At 42.0% G+C, this 17,441-nt stretch carries 17 protein-coding genes; 7 read left to right on the top strand and 10 right to left on the bottom strand.

Annotated features, from left to right (window positions below):
* Nucleotides 1-62: 62 nt before the first annotated feature.
* On the bottom strand, nucleotides 63-1,358 hold the full coding sequence (gene envC / locus BTO08_RS12415; RefSeq protein ID WP_105061137.1) for a murein hydrolase activator EnvC: 1,296 nt from the start codon (nucleotides 1,356-1,358) through the stop codon (nucleotides 63-65).
* A gap of 8 nt (nucleotides 1,359-1,366) precedes the next feature.
* Nucleotides 1,367-2,908, bottom strand: coding sequence for a 2,3-bisphosphoglycerate-independent phosphoglycerate mutase (gpmM, locus tag BTO08_RS12410; protein ID WP_105061136.1), 1,542 nt, complete (start codon nucleotides 2,906-2,908; stop codon nucleotides 1,367-1,369).
* A 419-nt stretch (nucleotides 2,909-3,327) separates the two neighbouring features.
* Here gpmM and BTO08_RS12405 point away from each other — a divergent pair, with 419 nt between their 5' ends.
* From BTO08_RS12405 to cysE, 4 genes are all read left to right on the top strand, one after another.
* Complete coding sequence (locus BTO08_RS12405; protein ID WP_105061135.1) at nucleotides 3,328-3,768, top strand: rhodanese-like domain-containing protein; 441 nt, start codon at nucleotides 3,328-3,330, stop codon at nucleotides 3,766-3,768.
* Nucleotides 3,769-3,891: 123 nt separating this feature from the next.
* Nucleotides 3,892-4,353, top strand: a complete 462-nt coding sequence (gene secB / locus BTO08_RS12400) for a protein-export chaperone SecB (protein ID WP_045083845.1) — start codon at nucleotides 3,892-3,894, stop codon at nucleotides 4,351-4,353.
* 17 nt (nucleotides 4,354-4,370) lie between these two features.
* Nucleotides 4,371-5,387 (top strand): NAD(P)H-dependent glycerol-3-phosphate dehydrogenase, encoded by a 1,017-nt coding sequence (gene gpsA / locus BTO08_RS12395; protein WP_105061134.1) that lies wholly within the window; start codon nucleotides 4,371-4,373, stop codon nucleotides 5,385-5,387.
* Nucleotides 5,388-5,537: 150 nt separating this feature from the next.
* Nucleotides 5,538-6,359, top strand: coding sequence for a serine O-acetyltransferase (gene cysE, locus BTO08_RS12390; RefSeq protein ID WP_105061133.1), 822 nt, complete (start codon nucleotides 5,538-5,540; stop codon nucleotides 6,357-6,359).
* A gap of 72 nt (nucleotides 6,360-6,431) precedes the next feature.
* Here the strand turns inward: cysE and BTO08_RS12385 are convergent, their stop codons facing one another.
* The gene (locus tag BTO08_RS12385; RefSeq protein WP_005371898.1) at nucleotides 6,432-6,896 is read right to left on the bottom strand and encodes a tRNA (cytidine(34)-2'-O)-methyltransferase; all 465 of its coding nucleotides are present in this window, start codon (nucleotides 6,894-6,896) and stop codon (nucleotides 6,432-6,434) included.
* A 177-nt stretch (nucleotides 6,897-7,073) separates the two neighbouring features.
* Between BTO08_RS12385 and BTO08_RS12380 the strand changes: the two genes are divergently transcribed.
* Nucleotides 7,074-8,714 carry a sensor domain-containing diguanylate cyclase gene (locus tag BTO08_RS12380; protein ID WP_105061132.1) on the top strand — a complete coding sequence of 547 codons (1,641 nt, stop codon included), beginning with the start codon at nucleotides 7,074-7,076 and terminating at the stop codon, nucleotides 8,712-8,714.
* Here BTO08_RS12380 and cpxA read toward each other — a convergent pair.
* Both cpxA and BTO08_RS12370 read right to left on the bottom strand, forming a co-directional pair.
* Nucleotides 8,692-10,071, bottom strand: coding sequence for an envelope stress sensor histidine kinase CpxA (gene cpxA, locus BTO08_RS12375; RefSeq protein ID WP_105061131.1), 1,380 nt, complete (start codon nucleotides 10,069-10,071; stop codon nucleotides 8,692-8,694). The two genes, BTO08_RS12380 and cpxA, sit on opposite strands and share 23 nt — an antisense overlap.
* A complete protein-coding gene (locus BTO08_RS12370) occupies nucleotides 10,071-10,763 on the bottom strand; it encodes a response regulator (RefSeq protein ID WP_105061130.1) in 693 nt (230 codons plus the stop codon). Before BTO08_RS12370 ends, cpxA begins: the two co-directional genes overlap by 1 nt.
* A gap of 199 nt (nucleotides 10,764-10,962) precedes the next feature.
* Between BTO08_RS12370 and BTO08_RS12365 the strand changes: the two genes are divergently transcribed.
* Together BTO08_RS12365 and pfkA are read left to right on the top strand one after the other, a co-directional pair.
* A complete protein-coding gene (locus BTO08_RS12365; RefSeq protein WP_105061129.1) occupies nucleotides 10,963-11,430 on the top strand; it encodes a Spy/CpxP family protein refolding chaperone in 468 nt (155 codons plus the stop codon).
* 472 nt (nucleotides 11,431-11,902) lie between these two features.
* Nucleotides 11,903-12,865, top strand: a complete 963-nt coding sequence (pfkA, locus tag BTO08_RS12360; RefSeq protein WP_105061128.1) for a 6-phosphofructokinase — start codon at nucleotides 11,903-11,905, stop codon at nucleotides 12,863-12,865.
* Nucleotides 12,866-13,010: 145 nt separating this feature from the next.
* On the opposite strand, the gene tpiA is transcribed toward pfkA, so the two are convergent.
* From tpiA to glpX, 5 genes are all read right to left on the bottom strand, one after another.
* Nucleotides 13,011-13,781, bottom strand: a complete 771-nt coding sequence (gene tpiA / locus BTO08_RS12355) for a triose-phosphate isomerase (protein ID WP_105061127.1) — start codon at nucleotides 13,779-13,781, stop codon at nucleotides 13,011-13,013.
* Between the two features lie 184 nt (nucleotides 13,782-13,965).
* A complete protein-coding gene (locus BTO08_RS12350; RefSeq protein ID WP_105061126.1) occupies nucleotides 13,966-14,304 on the bottom strand; it encodes a DUF3135 domain-containing protein in 339 nt (112 codons plus the stop codon).
* Between the two features lie 139 nt (nucleotides 14,305-14,443).
* Nucleotides 14,444-15,187: a ferredoxin--NADP reductase gene (locus BTO08_RS12345; protein ID WP_105061125.1), complete on the bottom strand. Its 744-nt coding sequence runs from the start codon at nucleotides 15,185-15,187 to the stop codon at nucleotides 14,444-14,446.
* A gap of 15 nt (nucleotides 15,188-15,202) precedes the next feature.
* The gene (locus BTO08_RS12340; protein WP_105061124.1) at nucleotides 15,203-15,817 is read right to left on the bottom strand and encodes a helix-turn-helix transcriptional regulator; all 615 of its coding nucleotides are present in this window, start codon (nucleotides 15,815-15,817) and stop codon (nucleotides 15,203-15,205) included.
* Nucleotides 15,818-15,979: 162 nt separating this feature from the next.
* A complete protein-coding gene (glpX, locus tag BTO08_RS12335) occupies nucleotides 15,980-16,987 on the bottom strand; it encodes a class II fructose-bisphosphatase (RefSeq protein ID WP_105061123.1) in 1,008 nt (335 codons plus the stop codon).
* Nucleotides 16,988-17,441: the final 454 nt, after the last annotated feature.

The following is a 17,441-nucleotide window of genomic DNA, read 5'->3' as shown; positions in this document are numbered from 1 at the left end:
ATTAAAAAAGGTTGGGATAATAATTATCACCAACCTTTTTATTTTTAGTATTAGAGTGGAGCTTAATCAAGCCAAGGTTTAGGATCTATTGGCTGGCCTTTACGGCGGATCTCAAAGTAGAGTCCGGGTTGGGTTTGGCCACCACTGTCACCGACTAGGGCTATTGGCTCTCCAGCTTGAACCGTATCACCGACTTTCTTCAGTAGTGTTTGGTTATAGCCATAGAAACTCATGTCGCCTTTACCGTGATCAATACCAATCATCAAACCATAGCCACGTAGCCAGTCTGCAAAAATAATACGACCGGAATAAATCGCTTTTACTTGGCTACCCATTGGCTTGCTAAATACCATGCCTTTCCAGCGTAATTGTCCTTGCTGATGCGAGCCGTAGTTATGCAAAATAGTCCCTTTCACTGGCCAGTATAGTTTGCCTTTATGGCGAGCAAGGCCGTCCATCGGCACACGTGCCTGTTGGTTTGCATATTGTCTGTCAATCTCACGTGCTTCGGCTTCAGCTGCAGCGCGCGCTTTGGCTTCTTTTGCCGCTTTTATGCGTGCTTGAGCTGCCGCTTTTTCACGGGCAATTCTTGCCGCTTCTTCACGGGCTCTTCTTTCTGCTTCCGCTTTCGCTTTGGCAATTGCAGCGAGCATTTGTCTTTCGTTGGCTTGCAGTTCTGCTAAATCTTCACTGCTGCTATCGATTTGACTTTTAATACTAGATAGCGTTTTTTGACGTGATTGTTGCTGTTGATCGAGTGTTTGTTTTTGTTGTTTAAGAGTGTTGAGTACTTGTTGCTGCTCCGTTTTTTGCTCGTTGAGCTGGTGTACTTTCATTTGAATTTCAGTTTGCGTGGCATCAAGGGCATCAATGGCATTAACACGGGCTTTACTGATGTACTCAGCATAAGTTGTCATTCGGTCAAGGCGTGTTGAATCCTCACCACTTAATAAACTGGCGATATCGCTGTCTTGGCCTTGGCGAAATTGGGCATTTAATAGAGATGCAACAACGGCCTTTTGTTGTTTCTGTTTTTGTTCTAGTTCTGTTTGTTCCGTATTTAACTTATCAATAGCGCGTTTAATGGTTGCTAATTGATTGTTTGTCGCATGAATATCATTCGCAGCTTTGGCAATGTTCAGTTCGTGTTGTTTTAGATCTTGTTGCAAGCTGTTGTATTTCTTTTGCTTGCTTGCCAGTTGATTTTTTTGACGTGAGATTTCCTGTTTTACGCCATCGAGCTGGTTTTGACTGGACGCTGCACATGGAACGGCAAATGTCATGCATAAAAGAACGCCAGTGCATAATGCACTGGCGCGGATTTTTTTGTTTAGATGTTTTCTAATCATATCTCGCATGGAGATAATTATTTCAGATTGTATAGCACCTGACCAGACATCTCTGCAGGGATTTCCATATCTGTTAGTGAAAGCATCGTTGGCGCAAGATCTGACAGCTTACCACCTGACTTAAGTTCTAAGTTTTTGCTACCTACGTAGATAAGTGGCACTGGTAGATTCGTGTGTGCTGTATGGATACCACCGGTTGATGGGTCAACCATCATCTCGGCATTACCGTGGTCGGCAGTGATCAGTAACTGGCCGTCCATTTCTTTAATCGCTGCAACGACTTTACCTAGGCAAGTATCTAGTGCTTCACACGCTTTCACTGCAGCGTCGTAAACACCAGTATGGCCAACCATATCACCGTTAGGGTAGTTACAGATGATCATATCGAACTCACCACCTTTGATTGCAGCAACAAGCTTATCAGTTAGCTCTGGTGCACTCATTTCAGGTTGAAGATCGTAAGTGGCTACTTTTGGTGAAGCAACAAGTTGACGTGATTCACCATCAAACTCATCTTCTTTACCGCCATTGAAGAAGAAGGTTACGTGCGCGTATTTTTCTGTTTCAGAAATACGTAGCTGTTTTTTGCCTTTCTTCGATAGCCATTCGCCTAATGTATTGTCTAGGCTTGCTGGTTTGAATGCTGTTGTTAGTTCAATATCCGCAGCATATTGCGTTAGCATTACAAAGTCAGATAATTGTGGGAATTGTGCACGCGCAAAATCGGTAAAACCCGGCTCAAATGCACGTGTGATTTCACGCGCACGGTCAGCACGGTAGTTCATGAAAATAACGCTATCGCCATCTGCCACGATTGCAGCTTCTTGACCTTCAGCACGTACTTCAGTTGCTTGTACAAATTCGTCATTTTCATCACGCTCGTAAGCCGCAGCTAGACCGTCAACGGCATTAGCGACTGTGAACTCAGCTTTAGCGGCAGTGATAAGATCGTAAGCTTTTTCAACGCGATCCCAGTTATTATCGCGATCCATTGCGTAGTAACGACCAATCAGTGATGCGGTACGTCCTTTGCCTAGCTTGGCAAATAGTTCATTAAAACGAACCAGTGAATTTTTCGCGCTACGTGGTGGCGTATCTCGGCCATCTAGGAATGCGTGCAGGTAGATCTTCTCTGCGCCACGTTTTGCTGCCATTTCAATTGCAGAAGCAATGTGATCTTCGTGGCTGTGAACGCCACCTGGAGATAGAAGACCCATAATATGAACCGCTTTACCTGCGTTTACTGCTTTGTCGATAGCCGTTACAAGTGCTTCATTTTCGAAAAACTCACCATCGCTGATCGCTTTAGTAATACGAGTAAGATCTTGGTATACCACACGGCCTGCACCGATATTAGTATGACCCACTTCAGAGTTACCCATTTGACCGTCAGGTAGACCAACATCAATACCAGAAGCTGAAATTAGTGTGTTAGGGTTTTGAGCAAGCAGCCCATCCATTACTGGTGTTTGAGCGTTAGCAATTGCGTTATCCGCATTGTCTTCGCGGTAGCCCCAACCATCTAAAATAACAAGTGCAAGTGGTTTCTTCGCAGACATGTTCTGTCCCTCTTCGAATAAATGAAAATCTATATCAATTGCCTTAACTGCTTAATGTAAAAGCATTTTTAAGGTAATTGTAATATCCATTAATGTAATTTTACTACAGAAAGTATTGAAAGCAGTAGGAGAAGTTCAAACTTACTGTCGAGCGTATTGTGACCTATTCGACAAAATATATGCATTTATTGTCTTGAGTGTAAGCCCTAGATCACAGTTTTTCTCTATTTCATTAATAGGTAAGTGCGAGATTCGCTTTTATACTGGGTGGTGCGCATAACTTATTAATAGCAACAAGTGAGTTAAAGCGCGGAATGAATACCCGTTGCTGTACATGATAGGTAACAACGGTATACTCAAAACCTTTAAAAATCCCGTTAATCTTGGCTGCCATTTAGCCATGAAACAGAGCGAAGCAAATGCAACAATATATTGAATTTTTAACCAGTAACCCTATTTTATCTCTAGTTTGGATCGGTTTAGTTGTGGCTATCATCGGTTCTATGGTCAAAGAGAAAACTGCAACGTATAAAACAATTGGTATTAACGACGCGACAGCATTAGTCAATCGTGAAGAAGGAGTGTTTGTTGATATTCGCTCTCGTGATGAATACCGTAAAGGTCATATTGCGGGCTCACTTCACGCTTTGCCAAGCCAAATTAAAGAACAAAACATTACAGAGCTTGAAAAACATAAAACAGCCCCAATCATTGTGGTATGTAAGACAGGTCAAACCGCTCAAACAACCGCAAATGATTTGAGTAAAGCGGGTTTTACCAATGTTAACGTACTAAAAGACGGTCTGATTGCTTGGAACGAAGCAAACCTGCCGCTAGTAAAAAGCAAAGGTAAAAAATAACGCATTGTTTGATGTGCGGTACGCGTAGTCATACCGCTGTCTATTTATTCAATACAGCCTGTGGTTAGCACTGTGCTGGCGTATTAAGTCTCGTAATAGCGAGCATCAAAAAGGACTCAGGAAATGGCTGAAGCAGCAAATACAGAAGCACAACAAAACTTTCAAATTCAACGTATCTTCCTAAAAGACGTTTCTTTTGAAGCGCCTAATTCACCTGATATGTTCCAAAAAGAATGGAACCCAGATGTGAAATTGGATCTTGATACTCAAAGCCGCGAACTAGCTGAAGGTGTGTATGAAGTTGTACTTCGTCTGACTGTTACAGTTAAGAATGAAGAAGAGAATGCATTCCTTTGTGAAGTTCAGCAGGGTGGTATCTTCTCTGTTGCAGGTATGGAAGCACCACAACTAGCACATTGCCTAGGTGCATTCTGCCCGAACATCCTATTCCCGTACGCGCGTGAAACAATTTCAAGCTTAGTAGTTAAGGGTACATTCCCACAATTGAACCTAGCACCAGTAAACTTTGATGCATTGTTCATGAACTACTTACAAAACCAAGCAGAAGCAAACGCTGAAGCTTAATAAGCAAAGTAACAATTATGACTAAGAACGCAAATAATACGATTTCAATGGCAGTATTAGGTGCTGGCTCTTACGGCACAGCACTTGCTATTGCGTTATCCAGAAATGGTGCCAATGTTATTTTATGGGGCCATGACCCAGAACATATTGCACAATTGGAAATTGATCGTGCCAATGAAGCGTTTCTTCCTGGTGTGCACTTTCCAGAATCGTTAATTGTAACGTCAAACTTACAAGATGCTGTTGAAGGTAGCCGCGATTTACTTGTTGTTGTACCAAGTCATGTATTTGGTCAAGTATTATCACAAGTAAAACCTTTCTTACGCTCAGATTCACGTGTCTGTTGGGCGACCAAAGGGTTAGAACCAGAAACTGGACGTCTGTTAAAAGATGTCGCAGTCGATGCTTTAGGTAGTGATATTCCACTTGCAGTATTATCAGGCCCTACCTTTGCCCAAGAACTAGCTGCGGGTTTACCGACGGCTATTTCTGTTGCATCACCGGATGCGGAGTTTGTTGCTGATCTTCAAGAAAAGATTCATTGTGATAAAACCTTTAGAGTTTATAGCAATAATGATTTTACGGGGATGCAACTAGGCGGCGCTGTAAAAAATGTGATTGCGATTGGTGCAGGTATGTCTGACGGTATTGGCTTTGGTGCCAATGCACGTACAGCGTTGATCACCCGCGGTCTTGCGGAAATGTGTCGTCTTGGCGCGGCATTAGGTGCACAGCCTGAAACCTTTATGGGCATGGCTGGATTGGGTGACTTAGTACTCACATGTACCGATAACCAATCCCGTAACCGTCGTTTTGGTTTAGCGTTAGGTGAAGGTAAAAGTGTAGAGCAAGCACAGCAGGAAATTGGTCAAGTTGTTGAAGGTTATCGTAATACCAAAGAGGTTTGGCAATTAGCTAAACGTTATGGTGTTGAGATGCCGATCTCTGAGCAAATTTATCAAGTACTTTATCAAGGTAAAGATGCTCGTGAGGCTGCTAAAGAATTACTCGCACGCGAGAAAAAATATGAATAACAGTAAGATATAAGGGTATCAACCTTATTATCTTCTGTTTCAACAACGCGAGCCTTGGCTCGCGTTGTTTTTTTTTGCAATCAGGTTAAAGTAATACCTGACTAATTAAGTATAGTTATAAGAAGAATAGATAAGTAAGCAGAGGATGACGTGAAGCAATGTCAACAACACCAGCTTTGGCCAGCGATCAAGCAGGAAGCACGAGAGCAGTCAGAGCATGAGCCAATGCTCGCGAGTTTTTATCATGCCACGATTATTAAGCATGATGATCTTGCTGCTGCATTAAGTTATATACTCGCAAATAAATTGGCGACACCATCGATGCCAGCGATGGCTGTTCGTGAGGTCATCGAAGAAGCGTATGCTAGCGATTGTTCGATAGTTGAATCGGCAGCACGTGATATTTGTGCTGTTGTTGAACGAGATCCTGCTATTGAAATGTATTCTATTCCATTACTTTATCTTAAAGGTTGTCATGCTCTTCAAGGATATCGCGTGGCTAACTGGTTGTGGAAGCAAGATCGAAAAGCCTTAGCGGTTTATCTGCAAAACCAAATCTCGGTAGCTTGCCAAGTCGATGTGCATCCTGCGGCAAAAATCGGTCAAGGGATCATGTTTGATCACGCGACCGGTATTGTGATTGGTGAAACCGCTGTCATTGAAAATGATGTATCAATCCTTCAGGACGTCACATTAGGTGGTACGGGGAAAGAGAGCGGCGATCGTCATCCGAAGATCCGAGAAGGGGTGATGATAGGCGCTGGTGCTAAAGTATTAGGCAATATCGAAGTCGGTGAAGGGGCGAAAATTGGCTCTTGTTCGGTGGTGTTAAATCCTGTACCTCCCCATACAACTGTGGCCGGTATTCCTGCCAAAGTCGTTGGGCGACCAAATTCTGATAAACCATCGATGGATATGGATCAGCAATTTAATGGTAACTCGCAAACGTTTATTGAAGGTGATGGTATTTAGCCATCGTTTATGTTCAATAAAGGATATATTGAATGTGAAAGAAAAGGCGATCATTGATCGCCTTTTTCTGTTTTATACTGCGCCGTTAAAATCCATTTGTCGCCATGCTTCAAACGAGATAATCGCAACCGCATTGGAAAGGTTTAAGCTGCGGCTATCGGGTTGCATTGGAATACGTAAGCGTTGTTCAAGGGGGAGGCTGGCAATAAATTCAGCCGGTAGGCCGCGAGTTTCTGGGCCGAAAAGTAACACATCACCCTGTTCAAATTTCGCATTAGTGTGGAAATTAGTGGTTTTGGTGGTGCAGGCAAAAATACGACGACCTTCCATTGCTTGCATGAAGGCTGCAAAGTCTTTATGGCGATGGACATGCGCTAAATCATGATAATCCAATCCAGCACGACGGACTTTCTTTTCATCCAGATCAAACCCTAAAGGCTCAATTAGGTGCAAGTTCGCGCCACAGTTCGCACTTAGGCGAATAATATTACCCGTATTGGGGGCAATTTCGGGTTCATACAACGCAATATCAAACATAATTCATCGCTTCATTAACAGCTAAAGATAGTGCATTGTGACAAGCACTGCTTTAACAATCAAATACAGAATAATAAAGGTTATTTCTAATAACGATAAATTTAATCTTTGTGCTTTTTGTATATTTTTAAGGCATACTTCTCGGCTTTTTATGCCTGCCGTTATTTCATACTGCTTATGAAAAATCTCGCAATACCTGAGTATAAGTTTTTCTTTGTCCGTTTTACGCTGATATTTTTATTGTTGTTAACGGTTTTTCTATCGATTTTTTACTATAACTCACAATCTGAACTTGAACGACGAAAAAGTAATATTCAAGTACAGCAAAAAGCACTGCTGGTTGGTAAAAAAAATTATATCCAAGTGGTAATAGGCTCAGTAGTACGAGAAACAGCATTATTGGCTGATATCGCCAATAACCATGAGATCCACCGTATTACCGGATTGAAAGATGGTATTGAAAAACAGCAGCGAATGGCACGTTTTTCACAAGCTCTGAAATCGGTGAGTCAACGTAAAGAAATCTATGATCAAATGCGCTATCTCGATTTAGAAGGTAATGAAGTTACTCGGGTTAACTTTAACGACGGGCGTGCATTGATTGTGCCTTCTAATGAGTTACAGAAGAAAAAACATCGATACTATTTCCTTGAGGCGGCAAAATTACAACACAAAGGGATCTATATATCTCCACTTGATTTAAATATCGAGCATGGTGAGATTGAAGTGCCTTATAAGCCGATGATCCGTTTATCTGCACCTGTATTTGATAAAGAGGGAAATAAGCAGGGTATTGTTATTATTAACTATTTAGCGAAGTATTTGATGGAAGGGCTAGGGTTGTTCAACCTTAATGGGGGGACAAACTATATGTTGGTAAATAGTGATGGCTATTATCTCTATAATAATTTGTATCCAGAAAAAGAGTTTGCCTTTATGTTTGATAATAAAAAAGAGCAAACTATTTATCAGCAGTTCCCTGAATTAGAAGCACAAATTCAAGCTATGCAGTCGGGGCAAATTGTTACATCTAAAGGTGTATTAACCATTGAGTCGGTTGGTGCCATTGGGCGAATTAACCCTTACTGCTTTCAGGAATACCATGTTACAGAAAATAATTCGACCGCTTGGAAACTGATTTCCTTTGTTGCTTTTGATAAACGTGGCGATTTCATTAAAGCGATCGAACATCATCAAACCTTAGTTTATGTCGCAATTATATTGAGTTTCGTTTTATCTTATTGGATTGCACGCTATCAATTAAAAGAACATATTAATAAACAGCGTATTTATACGTTAGCGCATTACGATAATTTAACGGGACTCTTAAATCGTGCTTCTTTTCTAACACAAGCCAATAAAATTCTGAGTAATAGCGTAACGTCATCTAAAGTCATCTGCCTTTTGTATATTGATCTGGACGACTTTAAGCCGATAAATGATCAATATGGTCATGGCGCTGGAGATAAAGTATTAAAGCATCTCGCTTTAATGATGCGTAAAGTCTTCGGCTCAAAAGCGTTGCTGGTACGTTTAGGCGGAGATGAATTTGCTGTTTTACTGTATTCAGCTCAGCATTTAGCGAGTCCTGAATATTACGCAGCCGCTTTGCAGCAAATGCTGGCTTGTCCGTTTGAAGTTGAAAATAAGGTATTTATTCCTATTCATTCAAGCATTGGTGGTTGCTATTCAGCAGCCAAAGAAATTTCACTTGATGATTTGATGCACAAAGCTGATATGGCGATGTATCAAGTTAAGCGGCAGGGAAAAAATCAAGTGTATTTCTTTAATGACGTTAACGGGCCAGAGGCAGAGTAATGGTAATATTCAATCCGCCAAGGGAGCTATTATTTGCTTGAATTGTTCCTCTATGTTGTCGAATAGCACTTTCTGTAATGGCTAAACCAAGCCCTGTGCCTCCGCTGTCACGATCTCGTGCGGTGGAGACGCGGTAAAAGGGGCGGAAGATATCATCTAATTCTGCTTCAGGCACACCATCACCATTGTCATCAATAGTGATGGTGAGCAGGTGCTGCTGAACCGTAAACTGTATTTCAATGATGTCATTACCGTATTTGATTGCGTTACGTATTACGTTCTCTAGTGCGCTAATCAACAGGTTAGGGTTACCATTAATCGGCCAATCTTGCAGCGTGTTATAACGTAAAGTTTTATGGCATTGTTCGGCTTCAAAGCGAGCATCTTCGAGCATCTCATACCACAGTGTTTGGCTATCAAGCCTTTCATTTTGTTGATGGCTATCGACTTGCATTCTAGATAATTCAAGCAATTCGCCAATCATGGTTTCTAATCGTTCAGCCTCTGTATCAACGCGTGTTAGCTCACTGCTTTCCCCTTGTTTGCGTTGAGCTAATGCGGTAGCCATTCGTAAACGAGTGAGTGGTGAGCGTAACTCGTGAGAAATATCTGACAGTAAACGTTGCTGTCCACTGATCATGGTATTTAATGCTCCCACCATTTGATTGAAGCTTGCGCCAGCTTGCTTAAATTCTCGAGGTCCGGTTTCTAAATTTGGATCGGCGGTAAACTCACCTTGTGCGACACGCTCTGCGGCTTGTTGTAAACGTCTTGCTGGGCGCGTGACTGCCCAAGCAAGCCAGAGTAAAAAGGGTGTGCTGACTAGCATTGTCACGAGTAGGAGCTTAACCGGTTTATCCAAAATTTGGATGATAAAAGGGGAAGGGCCACGCCATACTTGGCCGCTATACATATAAATATCACTATTCGGTGTATTGATCAGAAAGGGGCCTGCCATCATCCAGCGACCATATAAGCGTTGCTTAGGGGCACTTGGGTCATCAGCAATAGTAATAAAGTTACGCAGTGCTTTAGTGTGTTTTTGTGGTGAGATAATGTCGCCATCAAGAGTCGTAAAATAAATCTGGATATCATGATTATTCTTACGTTTTGTTAAGCGTTTAATTTTTTGTTCTAGCTGCAGTTTTTTAACGGTTTCGTTTCGTGGAGTGTTGAGTTTTTGGTTAATATTTTCCGCAGTATATTCTAAACGTTTAAGGTGAGGTTCGGGGATCGCTTGTCCTGTTCGAGGGTCGAGTTGAAATAACAAAACAATTGTTACGACGACAACAAAAAGGGTAAACCAGAAGACGGCAAAAATACGGCCATAAAGGCTAGTGAGCCCCGGAAATTTCATTATGCTTCCTCAACCAATAAGTAACCTTTACCGCGTAAGGTTTTAATTCTTGGCTTACCATCTAAGCGCTCTGGCAACTTTTTACGAATATTGGATACATGCATATCAATAGCGCGATCAAACCGTGCTAAACGCTTACCAAGCACATCTAAACTCAAAGATTCCTTTGCAATAATTTGTCCTGGACGCTGAATGAAATAGCTTAATAAAGCGAGCTCTGTGCCCGTCATTTCGACTGGGATATCCTGACAAACTACCTCCTGTCGCCCAGGATAAATCGTAATGTCTTGATAGGTGAGTAGGTCTGATTTTTCAGTGGTTTTTTCATTTGAGGCTTGAGTACGGCGCAATACTGCGCGTATACGCGCTAACAACTCTCGGTCGCTAAAAGGTTTAGGCAGGTAATCATCAGCGCCGAGTTCAAGACCAAGCACACGATCAATTTCATCACCTTTAGCGGTTAACATCATCACAGGTGTTGAATGGGACTCTCGCAATCGACGTAGCATTTCCGTTCCGTTCATTACTGGCATCATGACATCAAGTAAAATCAGATCGATACTGCTATCTACCTTCTCTAATCCTTGCTGGCCATTATTGGCTTCAATCACATCAAAGCCTTCTAGCTCGAGAATATCTTTTAATAATGCTGTGAGCTCAATGTCGTCATCGACAAGTAAAATTTTTGCCATGGTCAAACCTATTCAAAGATAAAGAGAGTGATGGAGTATTGAGCCTAGTATCGCTAATGTCAGCGTGAACGCCAAGTTTCGTTATTATTGATTTACGTAGCTTTACGTTTACTCGACAACGCTTTACTTGTGATCCGTTATTATGATTACCAAGCACAATGGCGCAGGTTGCCGCACCCTAATAGTTGGAGATACAAGCATGAAAATGTTCAAAAAAACAATGATGATGGCGATTGCAGTACCAATGGTATTAGGTTCGATGTCAGTAATGGCAGCTCCGAACTCACACGGTATGAAAGGGCATCATGGTGAGCGTGGTCTGTTTAAACAGCTAGAGTTGACTGATACACAAAAAGCCGAAATGAAAACCTTACGAGAGAAAGATCGTGAAGCGATGAAAGCGGAGCGACAGGCTAATCGCACTGAAATGCAAACAGATCACAAAGCACTCGATAAATTAGTACTGGCAGATAATTTTGATGAGCAAGCGGTACGTCAACTGGTCGATCGTATGTCAGAGAAACAAGCCGAGCACCGTGTTGAGCGATTAAAACAACGCCATCAAATGTTGAATATTTTGACCCCAGAGCAAAAAGCAAAATATGTGGAATTAAAGCAACAGCATGCCGAAAAGCGATTTATGAAACTTGAGAAAAAAACACACTGAGTGTTTGAGTAATAAAGACAAAAAAAAGAAAGCCATAACTTCTGTTGTGGCTTTTTTTTGATTTTCTACTCAGGAGTTAGAGCCCTCATAAAAAAATCACCTCGATGATCGTATTTTCTCGTAGGTTTTGTTATTAATTGTCATCATAAAACGGCTATACTGCGTGATATTGAACACACCATAGGCATTTGGATCATCAAGTACACGAAAAAATCGGGCTGATTATGTAGAAACGTCAGCTTAAAACGAAAGAGATAAGGTTAATTTTTGTGTAAAAAGAAGCTTGATTGAATCCCGACCTTGCGTGATATGAATCAACTAAATATTTTTGCAAACTTGTAATACTCCTACGTAAGTAGAAAAGTTTCAGTTTTTACACGCACAGCACAGGTGTTGCTGTGATATCGAGCAGGGGAACCTCGGTATAATCGTGTCGGATTTGATTTTCAATTCCCAAAGTCAGAGGGTAACCATGATTAAGAAGATTGGTGTTTTGACCAGTGGTGGTGACGCACCTGGTATGAATGCAGCAGTTCGCGGCGTAGTTCGAGCAGCGTTAACTGAAGGTCTAGAAGTGTACGGTATTTATGATGGCTACCAAGGTCTTTATAACAACTGTATCGAAAAGCTAGATCGTAAAAGTGTATCTGATGTGATCAACAAAGGCGGTACATTCCTAGGCTCTGCGCGTTTTCCTGAATTCCGAGAAGTGGAAGTGCGTGAAAAAGCGATTGAGAACCTAAAACTGCACGGCATTGATGCATTAGTAGTTATTGGTGGTGACGGTTCATACATGGGCGCGAAGAAGTTAACTGAGATGGGTTACCCATGTATCGGTCTTCCTGGCACTATCGATAATGACGTTGCAGGTACTGATTACACTATCGGTTACATGACAGCAATGAACACTGTGATCGATGCAATTGACCGTTTACGTGATACATCATCTTCACACCAACGTATCTCTATTGTAGAAGTGATGGGTCGTCATTGTGGTGACTTAACCCTAATGTCTGCGATTGCTGGTGGTTGTGAGTACATTATCACGCCAGAAACAGGGCTAGATAAAGAAAAGTTACTTCAGCATATCCGTGAAGGTATTGCTAAAGGTAAAAAGCACGCAATTATTGCTATCACTGAGCTAATGACTGATGTTAATGAACTGGCTAAGTTCATTGAAGCAGAAACAGGTCGTGAAACTCGCGCAACAGTATTGGGTCACATTCAGCGTGGTGGTCAACCAACAGCGTTTGACCGTGTACTTGCTTCTCGTATGGGCGCATACGCAGTTGATCTTCTTCAAAAAGGAGAAGGTGGTCGTTGTGTAGGTATTCAGTGTGAGCAACTTGTTCACCACGATATCATCGATGCAATTGAAAATATGCGTCGTCCTGTTCGTAACGATCTTTATGAGTTAGCTGAGAAGTTATTCTAAGAGATTTATCGAGCGGTAAGAGAGAAAGAAGGTCGATTATTATCGGCCTTTTTTATTACCTTGAAATCGGTAAAGTGCGGTTTTTTTGCGGTAAAAACAAAAAGGCCACCCGTAGGTGACCTCTTAGGCTAATCAAAAAGAATGATTAGTTTTTCGCTTCAGCTGCTGCTTTAGCGATAGCAGCGAAGCTTTCAGCATCAAGTGCTGCGCCACCAACTAGAGCACCGTCGATGTCTGGTTGTGCGAAGTATGCAGCTGCGTTTTCTGGCTTAACAGAACCGCCGTATTGGATAACAACGTTCTTAGCTACTTCTTCACTCTTCTCAGCGATGTGAGCACGGATAGCAGCGTGGATGCGTTGTGCATCGTCAGCAGTTGCTGCTTTACCTGTACCGATAGCCCAGATTGGTTCGTAAGCGATGATTGCGCCGTTCAGTGCTTCAACACCTTGAGTGTTGATAACAGCGTCAAGTTGACGTGCACATACAGCTACTGTTTCGCCAGCTTCATTTTGTGCTTCTGACTCACCAATACAAAGAACTGGCGTTAGGCCATTTTCTTTTAGGAATGCGAATTTTTGAGCAACAAACTCATCTGATTCGTTGTGGTATTCACGACGCTCAGAGTGACCGATGATGATGTGGCTAGCACCGAATTCTTTAAGCATTGCAGGAGAGATATCACCTGTGAATGCGCCGTTGTTGTGTAGATCAACGTTTTGAGAACCAAGGATGATTTTGCTGTTCGCTTTGCTTAGTAGCTGCTCAGCTAGATCCAAGTACATTACTGGTGGAGCGATGGCTACGTCAACACCTTCAACACCGTTAAGTGCTGCATCAAGACCTTTGATAAGGCCAGAGACCATTTCCTTGCTACCGTTTAGCTTCCAGTTACCCATAACCACAGGATGGCGCATAGCTTTTCTCCAAATTTAAATGATGTAATTAACTTAACTTGATGTAGTAAAAATATACCAACAATGGTTTATTTTTACTGTCCAAAATCATTAATGAGCTCGGTTGTACCTTTTTCAAGACGAAAAGTGAACTCATAATTTCAAAATATTTCAAAATATAGTTAATTTCTTGCAGGAAGCGTAGTTAGAAAGAGCTTTTATCTGTGTTTTTGGATTGTTTGGGATGAGATGAAATCGGCGTGATATCAGCATTTTCTTGGTTGCAGGGATGTTGGAGAGTTTCGGCAAAGCGAACTAATTGGCGTTGTAATTCATTTCGCAACAACATGGTAGTGTGAAGTGGGTTTTTTCCACGACTAATAACTAGATCGATATGACTTTGCTGTGCCTTTAGGCGTGGTTGCATGCTGTCATGTGCTTGGTTTATTGCATCTTCTATTAATTGTTGGCGTAGTCGTTCAAATTGTTCTGGATCTTCTTTTGCCATTTTTGCCATATCATCAAAATTGGGTAGCGTATCCATCGTCAACTCCATCTGTGCAACTACTTTCATTATAAGGAAAGATAACGGATATGGCGTCTTAGAGGTGAGATTTGTAGGAGATAAATAGCAACTTAATGCATATATCTCCTATTTGATACAACTAATCGGGTGTTAATAATTACCAGTAATGCTCCATAGTAATTTGTCCCGGTTTTCGGCGTAAATTTTTAGCAAACCCTCGAGCTTCTAGCACACTTTTAGTCTCTTTTACCATTTCAGGGTTGCCGCATAACATAATTTGGCTTTGATCTGGATGTAATGTTAGCCCAACATGCCGCTCTAGTTGCCCATCTGCAAGGGCTTGAGGGATCCTTCCTGTAAGGCAAAGAGGAGACGGTTCTCGGCTGACAAAAGGCTGGACGATAAGTTGATCGCCATATTGCTGCTTTAATTGTGTGATTTCTGCTTGATAACTTAAATCTGCGGCAAAACGAACCGCATGAACTAATACGACTTTTCTAAACCGATGCCAGACATCGCCTTGTTGTAAAATAGACAGGTAAGGACCGATAGCCGTCCCTGTTGCGAGTAGCCAAAGGTGATCGCCTTGTGGGACTTCATCAAGAGTAAAAAAGCCATTAGCGCGCGCAGAGATCAGGACTGTATCACCTTCTTCTAGTTGATGGAGTCGTGGTGACAATAACCCGCCTTGAACCTTTGTGGCGTAAATATCGATGGTTGGCTGTTGGGGAGGGTTAACAAAAGAATAGGCGCGTTGGATCATTTGGCCATCAATCTCTAAGCCGAGCTTGGTAAATTGCCCAGCTTTAAAAGGCTCGATGTTTGCCGCTAATGACAAACTGAATAAATTATTATTCCAGTGGCGGTTTGCAATAACTTGAGCAGGAATCCAATCAGCCATTATGGCCTCCTAATTCTATGATGTTATTCGATAAGTGCAGCGCCTTTGACCTGAAATGATATGTTCTTCACGTTCAATACGGATGTTTTCTCCAAGAAGGCGTTTAAATACCGTAAGTTCCGAGAGACATAGTGCAGGACAATGTTGTGCTGCTCGACAAATAGGGCAGTGATTTTCAACTAAGGTATAACCATCGTGCGTTGTTATTAGCTCTGCCATATACCCATCTTGTGTACGTAATTGAGCTAGGTGTTCGAGCTTTTCTTTGAGTGTTTCGCACGTTTGTAATGTTTGTTGATACTGTTCGTAAGTATGCTGTTCGCGTTTTGCGATGACTTGCTCAAGCCCTGATGTTCCGAACAGATCTTCAACTGACTCTAACATGTGTACGGCTAAATCATGATGACGATCAGTAAAACGACGATGTCCTTGCTCTGTTAATTGCCAATGACGGGTAGGCCGTCCGACTTTGACTTTGACATCGTTAAAATCAACCAGCCCATCATCTTCTAAGCTTTGTAAGTGCTGACGAATTCCCATGGTAGTAAGGGAGAACTTTTCAGCCAATACTTTTGCCGTGACAGGACCTTCACTTTTTAAGTGATAGAGGATTTTCTCGATGGTTTTCATAGCTACCTATATATTCATTTCTCTAGGTATTATGGGATCAGCTTATTAAATAAAGCAATCTCTTTACCATTCTAACGGGTTGCGTTGATTTTGCTTCTTAGGAGTGAGAGATGGGAAAAAAAAGCGTACCGAAGTACGCTTTCTTGCATGTGAATATCGCAATTAGATGATGTGCGATTTTACAATGTCATCTTTACGATCAAGGTAATGGGTCGACTTAATACGACGAATAGTACGGCATTGACCACGGATCAATAAGGTTTCCGTTGTCGCGATATTTCCTTGACGATGAATGCCTTCAAGTAAGTCACCTTTAGTTATCCCTGTTCCTGCAAAAATCACGTTATCGCTTTTTGCCATATCTTCAATACGCAGTAATGTGTTGGTTTTAATACCCATTTCGTGGCAACGACGAATTTCAATTTCACCGAGTTCGCGGTTTTCTGTGGTATCACCTTTTACCTCATGTCGAGGAAGTAAACGCGCCTGCATGTCACCGCCTAATGCACGGATCGCTGCGGCGGAAACAACACCTTCTGGCGCACCACCGATACAGTACATCACGTCGACTTCACTATCTGGCATGCAAGTTAGAATAGACGCCGCCACATCGCCATCAGGCACGGCAAAGACACGAATACCAATTGCTTGCATTTGCTTAATCGTTTCATCGTGGCGAGGCTTGGCAAGGGTGATCACGACTAAATCTTGCAATGATTTACCTAGAGCATTAGCAATAGCCGTCAAGTTATCAACGAGTGGCTTCTCAAGATCAATCACGCCTTTTGCTGCAGGGCCAACCACCAGTTTTTCCATGTACATATCAGGCGCCTTTAGAAAGCTTCCTTTTTCACCCGCGGCTAATACAGCGAGGGCATTATTTTGTCCCATCGCTGTCATACGTGTTCCTTCAATGGGATCGACTGCAATATCAACAGCATCGCCACCGCAACCCACCTTTTCACCGATGTAGAGCATTGGCGCTTCATCAATTTCGCCTTCACCAATTACGATCTCGCCATTGATTTCAGTTTGATTAAGTAGAATACGCATCACTTCTACCGCAGCATTATCAGCAGCATTTTTATCGCCACGACCAAGCCATTTATGGCCCGCTAGTGCCGCCCCTTCTGTAACCCGTGAGAATGCCATTGCTAAATCGCGTTTCATGATAACTCCAGATATAAAATCGATTAGATAAATAAACTGAGTCGATTTTAACATAAGGGATGGTGAAACGATTGCGCAAAATAAAGGGAGCGGTATTGCAATGATAATAGTCAGTATTAATCGCTGTGTATCAATGATCGAAATGATGACAAGCACTATCATATTCTGAATTTGGTCATGCTAATGATTAACGTTATTTTTGGTGACAGAATATCAATGAATAAATCGTGACAAAAAAGCAATATTGGTGGTATTGGGTCTAAACACTGTGTACAAATTAGGATATAAATAAGGAAGCGTAAGTTAGGTGACAGTTAAGCTTATTCGCTGGTGTTTTTTTGACAGAGAAGAGAGCAAATAAAGCTGAGATCCGATTAAAAATGAACTTCGCGCTGTATTTGGTTGTCTCAGTGGTCGGATATTTGGGTCCACTTTGCAAAAATTATATCAGACT

This window comes from Photobacterium angustum, from assembly GCF_002954615.1.
GTDB classification, from domain to species: Bacteria; Pseudomonadota; Gammaproteobacteria; order Enterobacterales; family Vibrionaceae; genus Photobacterium; species Photobacterium angustum_A.
The sequence above is the reverse complement of the archived record's forward strand: the minus strand, read 5'-3'. Positions and strand labels throughout refer to the sequence as shown.